The sequence below is a fragment of the Halococcus sp. AFM35 genome (genome assembly GCF_051195015.1).
GTDB lineage: Archaea > Halobacteriota > Halobacteria > Halobacteriales > Halococcaceae > Halococcus.
In genome coordinates this window covers 13,122-29,968 of the sequence record NZ_JBNTJU010000013.1, presented here as the reverse complement: position 1 = coordinate 29,968, position 16,847 = coordinate 13,122, and the positions used below count along the sequence as shown (strand labels likewise).

General features: G+C 65.4%; 18 protein-coding genes and 1 tRNA gene. 5 read left to right on the top strand and 14 right to left on the bottom strand.

What is annotated here, in order from left to right:
• Positions 1 to 30 precede the first annotated feature (30 nt).
• The 3 genes from ACQUQO_RS11330 to ACQUQO_RS11320 form a co-directional block, all read right to left on the bottom strand.
• Positions 31 to 306, bottom strand: a complete 276-nt coding sequence (locus tag ACQUQO_RS11330; protein ID WP_435078127.1) for a PadR family transcriptional regulator — start codon at positions 304 to 306, stop codon at positions 31 to 33.
• Positions 307 to 628: 322 nt separating this feature from the next.
• On the bottom strand, positions 629 to 775 hold the full coding sequence (locus ACQUQO_RS11325) for a hypothetical protein (protein ID WP_435078126.1): 147 nt from the start codon (positions 773 to 775) through the stop codon (positions 629 to 631).
• Between the two features lie 41 nt (positions 776 to 816).
• Positions 817 to 1,737 (bottom strand): DUF1028 domain-containing protein, encoded by a 921-nt coding sequence (locus tag ACQUQO_RS11320; protein ID WP_435078125.1) that lies wholly within the window; start codon positions 1,735 to 1,737, stop codon positions 817 to 819.
• 406 nt (positions 1,738 to 2,143) lie between these two features.
• Here ACQUQO_RS11320 and ACQUQO_RS11315 point away from each other — a divergent pair, with 406 nt between their 5' ends.
• Positions 2,144 to 3,535: a hypothetical protein gene (locus tag ACQUQO_RS11315; RefSeq protein WP_435078124.1), complete on the top strand. Its 1,392-nt coding sequence runs from the start codon at positions 2,144 to 2,146 to the stop codon at positions 3,533 to 3,535.
• Here ACQUQO_RS11315 and ACQUQO_RS11310 read toward each other — a convergent pair.
• A complete protein-coding gene (locus tag ACQUQO_RS11310) occupies positions 3,523 to 3,870 on the bottom strand; it encodes a DUF7528 family protein (RefSeq protein WP_435078177.1) in 348 nt (115 codons plus the stop codon). The genes ACQUQO_RS11315 and ACQUQO_RS11310 overlap by 13 nt on opposite strands.
• Before the next feature lie 253 nt (positions 3,871 to 4,123).
• On the opposite strand from ACQUQO_RS11310, the gene ACQUQO_RS11305 reads away from it, so the two are divergent.
• Positions 4,124 to 4,840, top strand: coding sequence for a DUF7117 family protein (locus ACQUQO_RS11305; protein ID WP_435078122.1), 717 nt, complete (start codon positions 4,124 to 4,126; stop codon positions 4,838 to 4,840).
• 204 nt (positions 4,841 to 5,044) lie between these two features.
• On the opposite strand, the gene ACQUQO_RS11300 is transcribed toward ACQUQO_RS11305, so the two are convergent.
• The 5 genes from ACQUQO_RS11300 to glyA all read right to left on the bottom strand — a co-directional run bounded on the left by ACQUQO_RS11300 (position 5,045) and on the right by glyA (position 10,106).
• Positions 5,045 to 5,563, bottom strand: coding sequence for an NUDIX hydrolase (locus ACQUQO_RS11300; protein ID WP_435078121.1), 519 nt, complete (start codon positions 5,561 to 5,563; stop codon positions 5,045 to 5,047).
• A complete protein-coding gene (locus tag ACQUQO_RS11295) occupies positions 5,560 to 6,453 on the bottom strand; it encodes a bifunctional methylenetetrahydrofolate dehydrogenase/methenyltetrahydrofolate cyclohydrolase (protein ID WP_435078120.1) in 894 nt (297 codons plus the stop codon). Before ACQUQO_RS11295 ends, ACQUQO_RS11300 begins: the two co-directional genes overlap by 4 nt.
• Before the next feature lie 48 nt (positions 6,454 to 6,501).
• Positions 6,502 to 8,082, bottom strand: a complete 1,581-nt coding sequence (locus ACQUQO_RS11290; protein WP_435078119.1) for a TrkH family potassium uptake protein — start codon at positions 8,080 to 8,082, stop codon at positions 6,502 to 6,504.
• Positions 8,083 to 8,790 carry a potassium channel family protein gene (locus ACQUQO_RS11285; protein ID WP_435078118.1) on the bottom strand — a complete coding sequence of 236 codons (708 nt, stop codon included), beginning with the start codon at positions 8,788 to 8,790 and terminating at the stop codon, positions 8,083 to 8,085.
• Between the two features lie 71 nt (positions 8,791 to 8,861).
• Entirely contained in the window at positions 8,862 to 10,106 is a 1,245-nt protein-coding gene (gene glyA / locus ACQUQO_RS11280) for a serine hydroxymethyltransferase (RefSeq protein ID WP_435078117.1), read from the bottom strand.
• Positions 10,107 to 10,211: 105 nt separating this feature from the next.
• On the opposite strand from glyA, the gene ACQUQO_RS11275 reads away from it, so the two are divergent.
• Positions 10,212 to 11,915 carry a YcaO-like family protein gene (locus ACQUQO_RS11275; protein WP_435078116.1) on the top strand — a complete coding sequence of 568 codons (1,704 nt, stop codon included), beginning with the start codon at positions 10,212 to 10,214 and terminating at the stop codon, positions 11,913 to 11,915.
• 308 nt (positions 11,916 to 12,223) lie between these two features.
• Here the strand turns inward: ACQUQO_RS11275 and ACQUQO_RS11270 are convergent, their stop codons facing one another.
• Together ACQUQO_RS11270 and ACQUQO_RS11265 are read right to left on the bottom strand one after the other, a co-directional pair.
• Positions 12,224 to 13,366, bottom strand: coding sequence for a DUF63 family protein (locus ACQUQO_RS11270; RefSeq protein WP_435078114.1), 1,143 nt, complete (start codon positions 13,364 to 13,366; stop codon positions 12,224 to 12,226).
• Between the two features lie 148 nt (positions 13,367 to 13,514).
• A tRNA-Leu gene (locus tag ACQUQO_RS11265) sits at positions 13,515 to 13,598 on the bottom strand.
• Between the two features lie 85 nt (positions 13,599 to 13,683).
• Between ACQUQO_RS11265 and ACQUQO_RS11260 the strand changes: the two genes are divergently transcribed.
• Together ACQUQO_RS11260 and ACQUQO_RS11255 are read left to right on the top strand one after the other, a co-directional pair.
• Positions 13,684 to 14,256 carry a DUF309 domain-containing protein gene (locus ACQUQO_RS11260; RefSeq protein WP_435078112.1) on the top strand — a complete coding sequence of 191 codons (573 nt, stop codon included), beginning with the start codon at positions 13,684 to 13,686 and terminating at the stop codon, positions 14,254 to 14,256.
• A gap of 53 nt (positions 14,257 to 14,309) precedes the next feature.
• Entirely contained in the window at positions 14,310 to 15,140 is an 831-nt protein-coding gene (locus ACQUQO_RS11255) for a succinylglutamate desuccinylase (RefSeq protein WP_435078111.1), read from the top strand.
• On the opposite strand, the gene ACQUQO_RS11250 is transcribed toward ACQUQO_RS11255, so the two are convergent.
• From ACQUQO_RS11250 to ACQUQO_RS11240, 3 genes are all read right to left on the bottom strand, one after another.
• Positions 15,137 to 15,589 carry a UPF0179 family protein gene (locus ACQUQO_RS11250; protein ID WP_435078110.1) on the bottom strand — a complete coding sequence of 151 codons (453 nt, stop codon included), beginning with the start codon at positions 15,587 to 15,589 and terminating at the stop codon, positions 15,137 to 15,139. The genes ACQUQO_RS11255 and ACQUQO_RS11250 overlap by 4 nt on opposite strands.
• Positions 15,590 to 15,790: 201 nt before the next feature.
• Entirely contained in the window at positions 15,791 to 16,204 is a 414-nt protein-coding gene (locus ACQUQO_RS11245) for an acyl-CoA thioesterase (protein WP_435078109.1), read from the bottom strand.
• 101 nt (positions 16,205 to 16,305) lie between these two features.
• Positions 16,306 to 16,695, bottom strand: coding sequence for a DUF5820 family protein (locus tag ACQUQO_RS11240; RefSeq protein ID WP_435078108.1), 390 nt, complete (start codon positions 16,693 to 16,695; stop codon positions 16,306 to 16,308).
• Between the last annotated feature and the right edge of the window lie 152 nt (positions 16,696 to 16,847).

Genomic DNA, 16,847 nt, shown 5'->3' with positions numbered 1-16,847 from the left:
ACTAATTCGTTCCGGTTCGTGCAATATTTCTCAGACGTCGACGTACTGCTCTTCCCACTCGCGGCGGGCGTCGATCTCGCGCTTGCCGCGCCGGGTTATCTTGTAGTAGTTCGTCCGTCTGTCGATCTGACCTTTCTCGACGAGTCCCTTGTCGACCAGCGTGTCGAGGTTCGGATACAGCCGTCCGTGATGGATTTCGGTCTCGTAGTACTCTTCGAGTTCGTCCTTTATCGCAAGCCCGTGTGGTTCCTCCTTGCCGGCGATGGCGTACAGCAGGTCGCGCTGAAATCCTGTCAGGTCGTACATCGTACTCCAGTACTGGTAGGTGGATGAATCGTATAAGTATGTCGGAACTGTCTGTCCGCCGAGAAAGGCCACGGGAATATACAGAGGGGGACTGTGCGACCGGGCGAACGCCACCGCTCAGTTATCGTAGAGTCCGATGTCGTCGTAACGATTGTACGGCTGGCGCTATCAAATCCAGTCTAAAAGGAAAGCGCCCGCGCGGGAGAAAAGCCCGCCTCGGGCGCTCGCCGCCCTGAATTGGTCCCCGCTGACGCTTCGGCCCTCCAAGCGAAGCGTCACTCATACAGTATGGACAGCCACACTTAACGCTATCGGCCGGTACTCACATGTGCTCCTCTTCGAGCGCCCAGCCGAGTGCGCGCCGGTAGTAGGTGAACATCTGTCTGACGCCCTCGTGGTTCATCTCCTCGTCGTCCAGCTCCTCGACCAGAAACTCGTACTGCTCGCGGATTTCCTCCTCGTCGCGCATACCGACCATACGGGCGAGTGCCTCAAGAAGCTTGACCCGATTCAGGCGCGCTCACGGCCCGAAATTCCGTGCCAGATGGCGTTGATGAGCCGCGTCTCACCTGTTCCCTCCGCCTCGTTCCACCCGCGGGCGAGTGCATCCTCCAGCACGTCGAGGTCGTGGTTCTCGAAGTTGTTCGCACCTCTGAAATCCGACAACGCCGCGCGCTCGTCCGCACCGAACTCGTCCGACGACCCCTCGTAGAAGCCGCACTCGGCGAGCGCCGCCGTGACTGCCTCGGCGGTGTCCCCGTCGAGTTCCAGAATTTCTTCGGGCGGTTCGCGTTCGAGCAGGGTCACGTCGTAGACCCGGAAGACCCGTTCGAGTTCGTCGATAGGACTGTGGTGGTCGTCGACGCGGACGTCTATCCAGCGGTCGTTGGCCCCGTCGTAGCCGCCTTCGGGTTTCGCCACGTACAGCGCCGCCGACTGCTCGCCGCGTCTGTCCCCGCCGGCCTCGTTGCCCGCGTGAAGCGCGGCGATGAGTCTGTCGGGTAGTCCGCCGTCGACCGATTCGTAGGTGTCGGCCATCGCCTCCAGCGTTTCAGGGTTTTCGAGGATGTTGCCCTGCACGGTGTAGTTCTCCCCTTGGATGTCGCCGGCGAACTCGAAGTTCTCCTCGCCGGTGAACGCCCCAATCGAGCCGTCCGTTCCGACGACGCCGACTTGGCGCTGTGGTGCCTCGTCGTCGGCAGCCGTGAGTTCATCGATGACCTCGCTCGCCGAGTGGCCCTCGCGGAGCAGGTCGAGTCCATCGGGTCCGTAGGCGACGTTCGCGAAGCTCTGGGTGGCGATTGCACCCGCGCCGGCGCTGGCGAAGGGCACGACGGAGCCGACGCTGACGAACTTCGACTGGACGGCGACGCCGACTGCGTCCTGTTCGGGGTCGCGCGCGACGATGGAGAACGTGCTCGGGCGTGGCATACCGCGAGTGGTGGTCCCGCCCGGAAAAGCGTTCCTCGCCGTGCTGTGGGCTGTCGGCGCACGGGAGGGCGTCGAAGACGCCCGACTCGTGCGAGGTCTGCACGAGCGGAGTGAGTGCAGGTTCGTCAGAACTGCGTTCTGACGGTGGATGAGCGAACGAAGTGAGCGAATCGGTTGGGGAGGTATGTGGGCGGTGCGGCAGCGGGTATCAGGTGCCGAACCGCGAACGAGCGCAGCGAGTGAGCGGCTCTTTTTAGTCCACCGGAAGAGCGAAGCTCTTCCGAGCCTTCGTTCGCCTTCGGCTCACGAAGACAGGTTTTTGCGAGGAGTGGTGCGCTTCGCGCACCCGACGAAGTAAAAAAGTGGGTCGAAAGCCCTTAACCGCCGCCACGTACACCTCGACTCGATGGCCGGTGGCTACGATGGACGCGAGTCGCTGTTTTCGCTGCGCGAACTCCTCGCCATCGGTTGGGTGACGCTCACGGCGGTCGTCTTCCTGAACGTCTTCCTCAAGTACGTCAACGGCCAGTTGCTGGGCAACGCCCGCGGCGTTCCCGAATACTGGCCGGTCAGCATCTTCGAGTTCCGCATCGGCCAGTTGCGCCCGGAGTGGGTGGCTCCGGCCCTCCTCGCCGCAATCGCTGTGTTCGCGCTTGCGATGGTCTCTCTCCGCCGCGATGGCACCAGTATCGTTCCCGTGGTCGTGGGGGGTGTCGTGTTGCTGGTGCTCTCGAACCTCCTGCATGGGTTCACCCACGGGTTCGTCGTGCCGCTGGCCACCCGTGAAGGATACTACCAGCTCGCGCCGACGATCACCGACCCGCTCGCGTTCATCCGAACCTACGAGGCGAACCAGCTCTCCTACGTCGTCCACGCCAAGACCCATCCGCCGGGTGCGGTGCTCACCTTCACCCTGCTCGATTGGTTGTTCGGCTCGCGTGCGCCCATCGCGGCCGCCATCGCCCTCCTCTCGCTGCCGACGTCGGCCTACTTATTGTATCGGCTGCTCGGGACGTACTATTCGCGCAGGGTCGCCCGGTACACGACGCTGTTGTTCGTGCTGTTGCCGGCGATACAGGTTTACTATCTCGCCTCCATCGACGCGCTCATCACGACGCTGATGCTCGCCACGGTCTATCTCTTCACCCGCGAGTCGCGTTGGATGACACTCAGTGCGTTCGTCCCGCTGCTGGTCGTCTCCTTCCAACTGTTTCTGTTCGTCTTTCTCGTGCCTGTGCTCGCCGGTATCGCGCTCTTCCGCCGGGAGAAAACCGCCCCGCTCGCGGCGATGCTGCTTGGACTCGTCGGGTTCTACCTGTTCGTCGACGTGGCGCTCGGCTACAACTACGTTCGTGGGTTTCTCATCGCCTCGAATCAGCAGAACCCCGGCGGATTCATGCTGCTGGCCGAGCCGGCGCGGTACGTCTTCACCCGTTTCGAGGACATCGCCGAGCTCGCGCTGTTTTTCACACCGTTTCTGTGCTTGCTCGCCGCTCGCGGACTGTTCGCGCTCTGGTGGGATGTGGGTGGCAAACGACTCCGCGTCGACAGCAGGGAGCGCGAGCCGTTCGTGATGGCCGCGCTCGCCCTCACTGGATTCGCCGCGCTACTCGCGGCGGGCGTCTATCACACCGGCGAGACCGCCCGCGGCGCGATGTTCATGTATCCGTTCCTCATGCTGCCGGTCGCCGCCGCTATCGACCGCATCGACTCGGCGTGGCGCGGCGAGTGGCTGCTGGCGGCGGCGGTGTTCGGGCAGGCACTCGTAATGCAGCTTATCGGCGGCTATCTCTGGTGATTCTTTGCGACGGTGAGCGGGTGGCGGGCGACGAGCGCGCAGTCGAAGGCGGGATGTTCGGCGAGATGGCGCATCACCAGATGTCGCCGGCTGCCGGTGAGACCCGGTAGCTCGACGTCGCCGGCGGAGAACTCTCCGGGCAGCGACTCGTACAATCCCCTCAGTTCCTCGAAGCGCTCGAAGACCTTTCGGTGGCCAGCCGAGTCAGCGCCTCGGCGCGCAACGACGTAGGAACCGTCGGAACGGTGCGTGCCGACGGTGTGGACGAACGCGCGGCGCTCGGTGAGCGTTTCGCCGAGCGCACGCCGCAGCGAGACGGCTTCCCTTCTGTTCAGTTCGTGAGCCTGGCCGGACAACGAGACGACGACCGTACCGCTCTCCGCCCGAACCGATACCTCATCGCCGGAGAATTTCTCGACCAGGAGCGCGCGGACTCCGTGACATACGCTGGATTTATCCGCCATCCCTGAAAATCCTGTCGGTGACACGGGTATGTCTCGACGGACTGGGTTTACGAGAACACGAGCGCCCGCCACGGTCGAACGAAACGATAGGCCCGTTTTTGAGGCAGGCGGTCCTACGGTAGCCATGCGTATCCGTGGCGAGCGCGAGTGTAAGGACTGCGGCACGCGATGGTCGTACTACGAGACCGGCACCCCGAACTGCCCGAACTGCGGCAGTCTTCGAAGTACCGGCATCGGCGAACGCACCCGCCACACCGCGAGCACGGCGACGCTCGACCTCTCGCCGGCGCGCAATCACCTCGGCGACGGAGCGGAAGACCTGCGCGCCGCGGCCGAGCGCGCCGCCGAGGACTGCCGGGCGTTCGCTCGCCAGCATGGATTCATCCACTCGGGCGAGCTCGCGCCGCTCGACGAGACCTACGTCGGGGCGCTCGAACTCCGCACGGTCGCCGACGAACTCGGGCGTGCGATGCGAACCACCGATGCCGAGGAGGCGTACTTCCTCGCGCTACTCGGCGGCGTTGACGATGGCGAGCGCCCCGCCCCCACCGAGGTGCCGGAATCGCTCCGGACGGCTCGCGGGTTGGCCGCAGCAAAGGCCGTCGAGGAGTACCGTCGCGACGTAAACGATTACCTCGACGACCTTCCCGACGAGGCAGCACGGGCAGCCTTTGGCACGCTCGGCGAACACCGAAAGCGCATCGGGGCGCTCGACGGCGACGTCTCGCCCGCGACCGCCGACCGGCTCGTCCGTGTGGCACGCGAACTGGGGACCTATCTCCGCGAGGGCGACGAGAGCGCGCTCGTGACTGCCCGCGACCGCCTTTCACGGCTCGGCTGACCCGGCACATATCGGCAGGATAGTTCACTCACGGTCCGCGAACTGGTGGCGGTGACCGATATCGGATATACCTCCTCGACGGAGGAATTCGGCCCGAACGAATGCGTCTCGCCGGCAAAACGTGCGGAAGGGACCGGCTTCGATTTCCCATCGAGTTCCGGGTCTACGGGGAGGTTTTGCCGGATTTCGACCGAGCCGTTTCGTTCAAATTCCACCCCTCTTTCGGTCGAGCAAGCGGACGTACAGGTCGCGGTCGTAGGCGTTCTCGGGAAGCGACTCGTGCCACGCGACGTCGTGAATGGGTTCGTCCTCCAAACCGGGGTCGGCCGTGACCTCGTGGCTTTCGGCGGTCGCGTCGAAGGCCGCGAAGTGAAACACGAACGATTCCCGTCCGTCGGTGAACGTCTGCTCGGCGATGGCTGCAAGTCCATCGATGTGCACGTCGATACCGGTTTCCTCGCGAACTTCGCGGGCGGCACCCGCCGCAGGCGTCTCACCCGCTTCGAGCATTCCACCGGGGAAAAGCCACTGCTCGCCCTGCCGGACGAGCAACATCTCGTTATCCGCGACGGCGAGCGCACCGACGCCCCAGCCCCGACCCGCACGGGCGCGCGCCGATTCGAGCGCCTCCGGGTCAACCTCGAACGTGTTTTCGGCCCATAGCACGTCTTCATACCGGGACGCCAACGCCGCCGGCGCGGGGTCGATTGCGGGGCGACTCACGGGAGTTCGACGTCGATGCCTTCCTGTTGGCTCGCGGCCTTCACGGTGTTGTAGAGCAACATCGCGCGCGTCATCGGGCCGACGCCACCGGGGACGGGCGTGATGGTGCTCGCCTTCTCCTCTGCCGAGTCGAACTCGACGTCGCCGACCAGTTCGTATCCCTTCTCCGTATCGGCATCGACGCGGTTGACGCCGACGTCGATGACCGTCACACCCTCCGAGAGCATCGAGCCGTCGACGAGTTCGGGCGCGCCGACGGCCGCCACCACGATGTCCGCTCGTCGAGTCTTTTCGGCGAGGTTCTGGGTCCGGGAGTGACAGACGGTGACGGTCGCGTTGCCACCGTCGGTTTTCTGCATGAGGAGGTTCGCGAGCGGCTTGCCGACGATGCGCGAGCGCCCGACGATGGTGACGTCCTTCCCTTCGGGGTCGACGCCCGCCGATTCGAGCAGTTTCTGGACGCCGTGGGGCGTACAGGGTTTGAATCGGGCGTCGCCGGCGACGAGTCGGCCGACGTTTTCGGGATGGAAGCCGTCGACGTCCTTCGCCGGGTCGATGCGCCGGATGACCTCTCGGTAGTCGATCTGGTCGGGTACCGGGTCCTGCACGAGATACCCATGTACTGCGGGGTCGTCGTTTAACTCCGTAATGGTGTCGTACAACTCCGTAGGCGTGGCATCGGCGTCGAGTTCGACGTGAATGCCGTTCATTCCCACCTCCTCGCAGTCGCGCTGTTTCATCGAGACGTACGTCTCGCTCGCGGGGTCGTTACCCACCAAAACCGTCGCGAGACCGGGCGTGACACCCGCGTCTTCGAGCGTGTCGATACAGTTTTCGAGGTCTCCGCGAATCCCCTCGGCGACGGCGTCGCCGTCGATGACGTCGGTCATACCGGACGGGTGAACGCCGCGCTAATCAACGCCCCGGTCGGCGTCGGGCTACGGGTCGAGACCGTACAGCACCGACCGAGCGAACACGAGTACCGGAATGATTTCGAGCCGTCCGACCCACATGTTGACGACGAGCATCGCTTCGGCGAGCGGCTGCATCGTCGGGCCGGTGATGCCGGTCGAGAGACCGACGTTGCCCTGCGCGCTCGCCACCTCGAACAGCGCGTCCGCATACCCGAACTCCGGTCCGACGAGGTTCGAGAGCACGATACTGCCCGCGATGAGCAGGATGAGCCAGAGCAGACTCACGATGGCGGCCTCGCTGAACTCCCGTTCCATCCCCTCCCTGTCGAGTCGGCGGTCACCGATGCGGGCGGTCACGACCGCGCTTGCCGGCAGGAACACCCGGGAGAACTGCCACTTGATGCCGCGGGCGATGGTGTAGCCCCTGATTATCTTGATGCCACCCACCGTCGAGCCGGCCGCCCCGCCGAGCACCATCGCACCGGAGACGATGAGTTTCCCGCCCGCGCTCCAGCGCCCGATGGGCGAGGATTGAAAGCCCGTACAGGTGAGCGCACTCACGAACTGGAAGGCCGAATCACGCAGCGAGAGCGCCGGCGCGAAGGTTCGAAGGTTCTGGAGGCTCAAGACCACGATTCCCATCCCGAGCAGGACGAACAGCCAGCGCGTCTGGAGGTCGTCGAACAGCTTGCGAACGTCGCGGTCTCTGAGGACGGCGTAGTGAATCGGAAAGGCAATCGCACCCAGCGTCATGATGGGGAGGAGTACTGTTTCGACCAGCGGCGAGTCGTAGGTCCCAATCGAGTTGTCCGTCACCGAGAACCCACCCGTCGAAAGGGCGGTCATCGCGTGGTTGAGCGCCTGCCACGCGGCTTCGGCCGGCGGCAGCGGTTCGCTGGCGAGCAGCGCACCGAAGAGGACAACCACGGCGACGACGGTGTAGCCGAGAAATATCTTCCAGACCGTTCTAACTGTCGAGACGATGCTCGGATGGATGCGCTCCTCGCGGGCCTCGCTGCGATAGAGCGTGTAGCTGCCGCTGCCCGAACGCGAGAGGATCGACACCGTGAGCACGATGACCCCGACGCCGCCGACCCACTGGATGAGCGAACGCCACCACAGCAGCGTGCGCGGCAGCGACGGCTCGTGGACGGCCATCGTCAGCCCGCTGCCGGTCCAGCCCGACATCGACTCGAAGACGGCGTGCAGCGGGTTTTCGAAATACTGGAGGCTCGATGTGGTGTAGCTCGCCCCCGCGGGCACGTAGGCGGCCGCGTCGGCGGGTGAGAGCAGGTGTGCCGAGAGGAAGAAGGGGAGTGCGCCGAACAGCGCCGTGAGCAGCCAGCCGCCGGCGGCGATGACCATCCCGTGTTTCATCAGTGGGGCGGGCGCGTCGGTGAAGACGCGTCTGGCGGTCGCCCCCACGGCGAGGGTGAGGACGGCGGCGAGAAAGAACGCGAACGCGACACCGTATTCCGAAAGGGCGAGACCGACCAGTGCGGAGCCGCCCATGAGCGCCGACTCCATCACGAGCAGCGAGCCGATGTCGCGGGCGATGGTCGCGAGGTCCGCAGGAACGCCGGCGACGGTGGGGCCACGGCGCATCTAGCGCCGCTCGTGCCTCCGCCTGAAGACGCCGCTATGGTCTTCTGGGTGGCCGAACGCGTCGGTCACGTCGGGCGTTGCCCCTTCGGCGGAGTACACCACGAGGAGGTCGCCGACCTCGATGTGCGTGTCGCCGCGGGGGGTGAGCGGCGCTTCGTTCTCACGCTCGATGGCGACGATGAGCGTCTCGTCCGGCAACAGCCCCTGTTCGTTCGCCGACGAGAGCGTCCGTCCGGCGATGGGCGATTGCTCGCCGACGGTGACTTCGAAGACCTCCGCTTGTTCGCCGATGCGCATGAAATCGACGACGGAAGGGCGCTTGACGGCTCGGTAGAGGTGCTCGGCGATGAGTCGCTGTGGATTCTCCATCCCGTTGACGCCGATCTGCCGGAAGACGTTCCGGTGTTCGGGGTCGTGGACGACCGAGACGACATCGGGAACGTCGAGTTCCTGAGCGAGCAGGCAGACCATGATGTTGGTGGCGTCGCGGTCGGTCGTCGAGATGAGCGCGTCCGCGCGGTCGGCTCCGGCGTCTTCGAGGGTGTTCTTGACCGTGGCGTCGTCGTTGAGCACGAGACAGTCGTACTCGGTGGCCGCCTCCGCGCGCGCCCCGTCGCGTTCGATGACGACCACCTCGTTGCCGCCGGCGGTGGCGATTTCGATGAGCGGCGTGCCGATGTCGCCCGCGCCGACGATGACGACGTACATCTCAGCCACTCCTCGCTTCGGTCGGAGACGCGACGGTGCTCACACCGCGGCAGTAGAGGGCGAACACGGCGTCAGTACAGCGGATGTCTGTCGGTGAGCGCGTCCACGTCGGCCGACACCTCCTCGCGGACGCCCTCGTCGTCGGGGGCGTCCACGACGCGCGCGATACAGTCGGCGACCTCCCGACAGGCCTCGGCGTCGAACCCGCGAGTGGTGAGTGCGGGCGTCCCGGCCCGAATCCCGCTGGCGACGAACGGGCTGCGAGTCTCGCCGGGCACGGTATTCGCGTTCAGGACGATACCGGTCTTTTCGAGAGCTTCCTCGACTTCCTTCCCAGTCGTATCGGGATGGGAGTCGCGCAGGTCACAGAGCACGAGATGGGTGTCGGTGCCACCCGAGACGAGCGAGAGACCGTGTTCTTGCATGCGGTCACCGAGCGCTGCGGCGTTCTCGACGACCTGTTCGGCATAGTCGTCGAACGCAGGTTCGAGCGCCTCGCCGAAGCCGACGGCCTTGCCCGCGATGTTGTGCATCAGCGGCCCGCCCTGCATCCCGGGGATGATGGCCGAGTCGATGTCGTCGCCGTACTCCTCGCGGGCCATGACGATGCCGCCACGGCCCGACCGGATGGTCTTGTGCGTGCTCCCGGTGACGAAATCGACAGTACCCACCGGAGAGGGATGGACGCCGGCGGCCACGAGTCCGGTGATGTGGGCGATGTCCGCGAGGTGGTAGGCATCGGCGGCGTCGGCGACCGCCTGAAAGCGCTCCCAGTCGACCTCTCGTGGGTAGGCCGAAAAGCCGGAGACGAGCATGTCGGGTTCGAACTCGCGGGCCTGTGCCTCGATGGCCTCGAAGTCGAACCGTCCGGTCTCTGGGTCGACCTCGTAGTGTTCGACGTCGTAGACCTTGCCGGCGAAGTTCATCGGGTGGCCGTGCGAGAGGTGGCCACCGTGCGAGAGGTCGAGCGAGAGGATCTTGTCGCCCGGTTCCAAGGCGGCGAGGTAGACGGCCATGTTCGCCTGCGAGCCGCTGTGGGGCTGGACGTTGACGTACTCGGCCCCCCACAGCTCTTCGGCGCGGTCGATGGCGAGCTGTTCGACCTCGTCGGCGTACTCACAGCCCCCATAGTAGCGCGAGCCGGGATAGCCCTCGGCGTACTTGTTGGTGAGCGCGCTGCTTTGGGCCTCCATCACCGCCTCGCTGACGTGGTTTTCGCTCGCGATCATCGACAGCGTCTCGCGCTGGCGCTCGACCTCGCCGGCGAGTGCGTCGGCGATTTCGGGATCGCTCTCGCGGACGTGTTCGTACTCCATGTCCGCTCCTCCCGGTCCCACCGCCAATACAGTATCGGTACGCCAGCCCAGCACGACGGCCACCGCAACCACCGGGACTTTTTTCCCCGAGTGCGTGGCTCGGGCATGAACGTCGGTATCGTCGGCTCCGGGCCGGCCGTCGAAGGTGTGCGCGCGGCGCTCGACGAGGACGAAACGCAGCGAATCGACGCAGCTGCCATCCCCGAGACGGACCTCGCAGTCGTCATCGAGACGGCGGGCGCGGACGTGTTCGAGCGCGTGAACACGCTCGCCCGCGAGAGTGCGACGCCGTGGCTCGCGGTCGAACACGGCGGTATCGGCGGCCACGGGGTCTGTGAGGCAGCCATCACCGGCTTCGGTCCCGAGACGGCCTGCTACGACTGTCTGTGTGCACGCGTCGCGGCGAACGCCGACGGTGCGAACGAAGCCGAGCCGAGCACCGACCCAGCGACTGCCCGGCTTGCTGGCGCGCGTGCGGGCTACGAGGCCAGCCGGCTGGTTGCGGGCGAGCAATCCGCCGTGATGGGTGGTGTCATCGAGCTGCCACACACCGAGCGTCGGCTCCTGGCGGTGCCGAACTGCGACTGCGATGGCGAGCGAGACCGGCGACTGCGGCGCGAACACGACGAACGCGACCTCGACGACGCGCTCGGGCGTGCCGAAATCACCCTCGACGAGCGCGTCGGTATCGTCCGTGAGGTCGGCGAAATCGCCTCCTTTCCCGCACCGTACTACCTCGCACGAGTGGGCGAGACGGCGGGCTTCAGCGACGCGAGCGCGGCGAGCGAGGCCGCCGGCGTCGCCGCCGACTGGAACCGGGCGTTCATGAAGGCCCTCGGCGAGGCGCTCGAACGCTACAGCGCCGGCGTCTATCACGCCGCGGCGTTCGAGCGCGGCACGCCGGCCGCCCTCGACGGAGCGGTTTCGCCGGCGTCGTTCGTGTTGCCTGCGGCTGTGGAGGTCGATGCCGAGGTGTCGATTCCGTGGGTCGGTGGCGAAAACCTTGCGACCGGCGAGTCGGTCCGGCTGCCGGCGGAGTTCGTCCAGTTTCCGCCGCCGGAACATCGCCACGGCCCGTCGATAACCACGGGATTGGGACTGGGGAACTCGGGCATCGAGGCGCTCCTGTCGGGACTCATTGAGGTCATCGAGCGCGATGCGGCGATGCTCTCGTGGTATTCGACGTTCGAGCCGCTCGGGCTGGCCGTCGACGACGAGGGGTTCGCTGCGCTCGTCCGGCGCGCGCAGTCGGAGGGGTTGACCGTGACGCCCGTCCTGATAACACAGGATGTCGACGTTCCGGTGGTGGCGGTTGCCGTCGAGCGCGAGGCGTGGCCGCGGTTTGCGGTCGGGTCGGCGGCGGGTTTCGACCCTCACGAGGCCGCACGGTCGGCGCTCGCCGAGGCACTCCAGAGCTGGATGGAGCTGCGCGCGATGGGTCCCGACGGAGCCGCCGAGGCCGAGGGAGCCATTGGCCGCTACGCCGAATCACCCGGCGCGGCGGCCGAGTTTTTCGCCGTCGAGAGCCGCGTGCCAGCCGGCAGCGTCGGTCCGGAGACGGTTCCGACGGGCGAGGACGCGCTCGATGCACTGGTCGAGTGCGTGGAGGGGGCAGGACTCGATGCCTACGGCGCACGACTCACGCCGAGAGACGTGGAATCGCTCGGCTTCGAGGCCGTCCGCGTGCTCGTGCCCGGCGCACAGCCGCTTTTCACCGACGAGGCGTACTTCGGCGAGCGCGCACACGAGGTCCCGGACGCGCTCGGCTTCGAGCCGCGGCTCGACCGCGCGTTTCATCCCTATCCCTGAGCTATCCTGTGGTTGCGGTGCGGTGGCGGTCCTTGGCGTCTGCGGTCGCGGAGCGACCGCAGGCTCGGGAGAGCTTGCTCTCCTGGTGGATGAAGGGCGAACGAGCGAACGGAGTGAGCGAGTGAGGGCTTCGGCGGTGCTGTGTGGGTGCGATGGTTGCGGTGCTGTGCTGGCGAAGCGTCCGCGCTCACTCCCTGCGGTCGTTCACAAGAACACCGCTCGCGCGGTTTGCGAGCGGGAGTTTTTGGTCCAGATTTTTGCAAGCGGGGGTCGCCGCAGGCGACTCCCCCGCAGTAAAAAGGTGGCTTCTAGATGCCGAACGTCGCCCGGAGCATGTCCCGGGTTCCCGGACCGAGTCCGACGACGAGGACCGCGAGCATCAGCAGGTAGGAGTAGCGGGGACTCTCCTCGAATATCTGCTCGTCGAACAGCCAGATGACGCCAACTGCAAGAGCGAGTTTCACGAGCAGGAACGGCCACGAGTCGCCGATGACGTCGATGACCGAGGCCGGAAAGACGAGTTCGGTGAAGCCGACGATGATGGCGTTGATGGGATGTTTCGCGCTGTACTGGAAGGGAAGCCCGATGGCTCGCGCCCAGTCCGAAGCCAGCACGTTCGCCACGCCGTCGATGGCCTGTGCCCAGAGAATCGCCAGTCCGATGAGGCCCGTGCCGGCGTGGAGGGCTGGCGCGAGCCGGTCGATGGCGGAGTAGATACCGACGGCGAGCGCCGAGGCGATGCCGAGCGTGAGGACGAGCATCTGCGGATAGAAGGCGACGAACTCGGTCGAAACGGAGAGGAAGGCGAGGTAGGCGAGCGTCACGACGAGTGCGAGCGTACCCATGCCGGCGAGCGCTGGCTCGAACTCGGAAACGGCGTTGCGGCGGGCGAGCCACAGACTGAGCAGGATGGCCGCGAGCGTGACGACGAACACGGTCAGATAGATGATGGGGCTGATGATGAGCGCGTTGGCGGGGTAGGAGATGGCGGCGGTCGCGTCGGCGGGCACGGCATCGTTGGCGTCCTCGACCACTCGAAGTGCGCCGCCGAAGAGGGTGAACGGAATCAGCGCGAAGAAGATTTTTCTATCCGTTCCGATACCGAGCCGGCGCACCAGCAAGAGGACGCCGGCGAGCATGAACAGCAGGACGACGGCGTAACCGGCCTCGGAGACGAGCGTGTAGCCCGGCTCGGCAACCGTCAATCCCTGCGCAGCGGCTGCACGGCAGGTATCGGCCTCGGCGAAGCGCCGAACGACGCCGTCGGCCCGGACCGCACAGACGGCGTTGTGGGCGTCGGCGTCTATCGGTCCCCAGAAATACTGCCAGATGAAGCCGGTGTAGACCGCCCGCGGGAAGGCAAGCGCCCCGGCGGCGATGGCGATGGTACCCGCGACGGCCGCCGCGAGCCACGCCCGGACGGGGTCGATTCGGTCCGCTATCGAAGCCATGTTCGGGAGGGTACACGCCCGCCGTTTGACGGTTCCGGTTGTCCGCGTCGCTGTCGGGTCGATTACAGATGATGATTTGCGAGGGCAAGACGCTCCATCTTGCCCGCACTTTCATGCCGGGTGGCGTGCGCGTGCCACCGGCACGCAGTGCGAGGGACAGGATTTGAACCCGTGGACCTCTACAGGAGCGGAGCTTGAATCCGCCGCCGTTTCCAGACTTGGCTACCCTCGCACGCGGTCGTTCTTGGACGTGGCTGGCGTTAAAGCGTTGCGGACGGCGGCGCAAGCGTTAGGCGTGTGCTCACGGGAGGGTAGATATGGACGAGCACACCCGTGACCCCTCGGTGGCAGCGCCGCGCGGGAATCCGACGGGCTGGCGCAGCGACGGGGCGGCGACCGCCGCCAATGGCGAGCGGGCCGAGGGGCCCGCGAGCGGCCAGTGGGAGCACGCCACCCTCCGTCGTGCGGTCGACCACGGCGTGCGCCTCTACAATGCGGGCGAATATCACGACTCACACGACTGTTTCGAGGACGAGTGGTATAATTACGGCCGGGCCACGACGGAATCGAGATTCCTCCACGGGATGGTACAGGTCGCCGCCGGCGCGCACAAACACTTCGATTTCGGGGACAGCGAGGCGCGAAGCGCCTCCGGCGGCCGGATGCAGTCCGGCAACGATGCGGGCATGCGCTCGTTGTTCGGGACGGCGCTTGAGTACCTCGCCGGCGTGCCGAACGATTTCTACGGGGTGGACTTGCTCGACGTTCGCACCGTGCTGACGAACGCGCTGGACGAGCCGAGCGTGCTAGAGGGCTGGACGATACGCCTCGACGGCGAGTCCCCGGAAGCACGCCAGGTCGATTTCGCGTACGCCGCGGCGCTCGAATAGCCACTGTCGGCGTATCGCGGCACTCAAAAAGACGGGGTGGGTAGGACGGGTAGATGCGAATCGAGCAGTTGGGCGACGGCGAGCCGGAAATCGCCGTCGTCGGTGGCATTCATGGCGACGAACCGTGTGGCGTGCATGCGGTCGAACGGCTCGTCGAGCGGGAACCGGCGGTCGACAGACCTGTGAAATGTATCGTCGCCAACGAGAAGGCGCTCTCCCGGAACACTCGCTACGTCGACGCCGACCTCAACCGGGTGTTTCCAGGAGACCCCGACGGCGACGCCCACGAGGAGCGCCTCGCCGCCGAACTGCTGGCCGAACTCCGTGGCTGTACGACCCTCTCGATGCACTCGACCCAATCGTATACGGGCACCTTCGCCGTGCTCGCCGAGGAGACGCTGACGCTCGCACGCTCGGTCTGTCCGTACCTCACCCTCGATGCGGCCGTCGACGCGAGCGCGTTCACCGAGGGACGACTCATCGAACACGCGCCCGTCATCGAGGTCGAGTGTGGCTATCAGGGTTCGGAAGAAGCCATCGAGAACGCGACGACCATCGCCGGGGAGTTCCTCGGCGCGCTCGGCGCGCTCCCGACCGGCGAGCCACACAGCGAGGGCGTGCCGCTGTATCGCCTGACTCATCTCATCCCGAAGGGCACAGCAGAAGCCTACGACGTGCCGGCGACGAACTTCGAGCGCGTCGCCGCCGGCGAGACCTACGCGACCGTCGACGGCGAGGCACTCGTCGCCGACGAGCCGTTCTATCCCGTGCTGATGTCGCCGTATGGCTACGAAAACGAGTTCGGTTACAGTGCGGAACTCGCCGGACGCCTCGGTGGCACGACCGCCGGCGACGACCGCGACCGCTCGGAATACCCCGGCTAATCTCCCTCGGACGGTACGAACTCGACGAGTGACAGTTCGCGGTCGAGATGGCAGTAGTCGTGTGGTGGGTCGCCGATGACTTCCCGAATCCGGTACTCGGTGTCGAACTCAGCGCCGGCCGGCTCGCAGTATTCGTGGCTCGGACAGCCCGTATGAGGACACGGGCCTTCGAGACTCGCCTTGCTGCCCGCGTAGGCGCTTTTCGGCGAGACGTTCGCCATCACGGGCGCGGGTTCGACCTCGACGGCGCGGACGCCGGTGTCGTGGACGCCACATTCGAGGGTCTGGGTGTTCTCGCGGACGCTCGTGACGCGGTATTTCGTTCCTTCCGAGAGGTTGAGACACTGCTCGCGGTACGGACAGCCTTCACAGGCGCTGGCCTCGCCCTCGTAGGTGAATTCGGTGCCGACCTCGGCGAGACGCGTGCCGATAAGTGTGACCTGTGACATACCGAAGGCACGCCGCGAACGCGAATAAGAACCACGTCTCGGTGGCTGTCGGGCTATCGGAATTGGCAAAGACATTCGTGAATTCTCGCCTGCGTCGCTTCCGTTGACTGCTTGGGGTCGATTCATCGCCGTATTGCTGGATACAGTGGAAAGGAAGCTCCACGAAAGAGCACTCACCCCTGATGTAGCGGAAGGGTTTCGCTAGCCGCTAGTCACTTCTGCGGCTTCGAACGTTCGGATGGTCTCTTTCCACCCGGTAGGGATTTCGGCAGGTCGTTCGTCCTGACCGATGAGAACATGAACGGTCTCACCATTGGCGACGACTTCGTTGTTCGCACGAACTTCGAACTCAGAAGTGATGCTTGACTTTCCGATGTGAGTGATTCGATACGGAACAACCACCGTTTCCACTTTCGTAATCGGTTTCACGTAGTCTGCCTGTTGGTGGACGATTGCGCTATTCGTCTCCTCCAGAGAAACATCGAGCACCTCTTGGTAGTACCGGGTCCGCGCTTCCTCGGCGAAAATGAACACGAGCGTATTATGCACCTGTCCCATTACATCGAAATCGCGAAATCGGACATCGATTTCCGGAGCAAGTGTGAATTCAGCCATTCGCAGTTCTACTTTCCGCCAGTACCTTATACCTCTCATGATATGTATTTGTTCCGACGCAGCTTCTGGAACGAACTGAGAACTGCTTCGTTTTGGGAGAACTACCCGCGTCCGGTGAGTTCGTCAAGCTTTGTGAAATACTCCTCCCGGGGCACCTGATAGCGGTCCCGATAATCGACCTCGCCGTCGGCGAAACGCTCGGCGAGCGTGATGGCACCGGCGACGGCCGCCGCCCGCGAGTCGAAGCGCTCGGCGTCGCGACTCACCTCGGGTTCCAGAAACAGCGTGACGAACCACGGGTCAGTCGGGTCGGGGTCGAGTTCGCTGCCGGGGCGGCGCGAGCGCCGGCCGTGGGTCAGATAGATGGTCGGCAGGCAGGGCGCGGGAAACGCGTGGCTGTCGAAGACGTCGGGACGATAGACGAGCACGCACTGATCGGCGCTCTCCGTCCAGACGGTCCACGAATCCGGGAGTGCATCGAACTCGCTCATGGGCGCTATCGGTGGTGAGCGCTCAAGTCCTCGGCGGTCAGGCGAGACGGTGAACGGGGAGTTTGGTCGAAGTAGGGACAACAGTTATAGGTATCAATCCACTTCCTCCTACTAGTATTGGTGGGTTGTGCTACCACGGGACGCCGCCACGA

Bases quoted from the DNA above. Each gene is read 5' to 3' on its own strand.
- ACQUQO_RS11330 (WP_435078127.1), bottom strand. From the start codon at position 306: ATGTACGACCTGACAGGATTTCAGCGCGACCTGCTGTACGCCATCGCC.
- ACQUQO_RS11325 (WP_435078126.1), bottom strand. From the start codon at position 775: ATGCGCGACGAGGAGGAAATCCGCGAGCAGTACGAGTTTCTGGTCGAG.
- ACQUQO_RS11320 (WP_435078125.1), bottom strand. From the start codon at position 1,737: ATGCCACGCCCGAGCACGTTCTCCATCGTCGCGCGCGACCCCGAACAG.
- ACQUQO_RS11315 (WP_435078124.1), top strand. From the start codon at position 2,144: ATGGCCGGTGGCTACGATGGACGCGAGTCGCTGTTTTCGCTGCGCGAA.
- ACQUQO_RS11305 (WP_435078122.1), top strand. From the start codon at position 4,124: ATGCGTATCCGTGGCGAGCGCGAGTGTAAGGACTGCGGCACGCGATGG.
- ACQUQO_RS11295 (WP_435078120.1), bottom strand. From the start codon at position 6,453: ATGACCGACGTCATCGACGGCGACGCCGTCGCCGAGGGGATTCGCGGA.
- ACQUQO_RS11290 (WP_435078119.1), bottom strand. From the start codon at position 8,082: ATGCGCCGTGGCCCCACCGTCGCCGGCGTTCCTGCGGACCTCGCGACC.
- ACQUQO_RS11285 (WP_435078118.1), bottom strand. From the start codon at position 8,790: ATGTACGTCGTCATCGTCGGCGCGGGCGACATCGGCACGCCGCTCATC.
- glyA (WP_435078117.1), bottom strand. From the start codon at position 10,106: ATGGAGTACGAACACGTCCGCGAGAGCGATCCCGAAATCGCCGACGCA.
- ACQUQO_RS11275 (WP_435078116.1), top strand. From the start codon at position 10,212: ATGAACGTCGGTATCGTCGGCTCCGGGCCGGCCGTCGAAGGTGTGCGC.
- ACQUQO_RS11270 (WP_435078114.1), bottom strand. From the start codon at position 13,366: ATGGCTTCGATAGCGGACCGAATCGACCCCGTCCGGGCGTGGCTCGCG.
- ACQUQO_RS11260 (WP_435078112.1), top strand. From the start codon at position 13,684: ATGGACGAGCACACCCGTGACCCCTCGGTGGCAGCGCCGCGCGGGAAT.
- ACQUQO_RS11255 (WP_435078111.1), top strand. From the start codon at position 14,310: ATGCGAATCGAGCAGTTGGGCGACGGCGAGCCGGAAATCGCCGTCGTC.
- ACQUQO_RS11250 (WP_435078110.1), bottom strand. From the start codon at position 15,589: ATGTCACAGGTCACACTTATCGGCACGCGTCTCGCCGAGGTCGGCACC.
- ACQUQO_RS11245 (WP_435078109.1), bottom strand. From the start codon at position 16,204: ATGGCTGAATTCACACTTGCTCCGGAAATCGATGTCCGATTTCGCGAT.
- ACQUQO_RS11240 (WP_435078108.1), bottom strand. From the start codon at position 16,695: ATGAGCGAGTTCGATGCACTCCCGGATTCGTGGACCGTCTGGACGGAG.